Genomic DNA, 501 nt, shown 5'->3' on the forward strand with positions numbered 1-501 from the left:
CCTCCAAGACAAACTAAAAAGCGCGTCCGTAAGCCGTATCGATATCCATCGCCCGGCTCAAACCGCACGCATCACCATCCACACCGCTCGTCCCGGCATCGTGATCGGCAAGAAGGGTGAGGATGTTGAGAAGCTGCGTCAGGACCTGACCAAGCAAATGGGTGTGCCGGTGCACATCAATATCGAAGAGATCCGCAAGCCGGAGCTCGACGCCATGCTGGTTGCACAGAGCGTAGCTCAGCAGCTGGAGCGTCGCGTGATGTTCCGTCGCGCCATGAAGCGCGCCGTACAGAACGCCATGCGTATTGGTGCCAAGGGCATCAAGATCCAGGTCAGTGGTCGTCTGGGTGGGGCTGAAATCGCCCGTACCGAGTGGTATCGCGAAGGTCGTGTGCCGCTGCACACCCTGCGTGCCGATATCGATTACAACACTTACGAAGCGCACACCACCTACGGTGTGATTGGTGTCAAGGTGTGGATCTTCAAAGGCGAAGTGATGGG

1 protein-coding gene is annotated in these 501 nt (G+C 57.9%); it reads left to right on the forward strand.

Annotated features, from left to right (window positions below; all coding sequences use genetic code 11):
• Positions 1 to 501 (forward strand): 30S ribosomal protein S3 (gene rpsC / locus ACU8YC_RS26360; RefSeq protein ID WP_446896174.1); only part of this gene is annotated, 501 nt, incomplete at both ends.

This window comes from Citrobacter sp. VF227 (genome assembly GCF_052950715.1).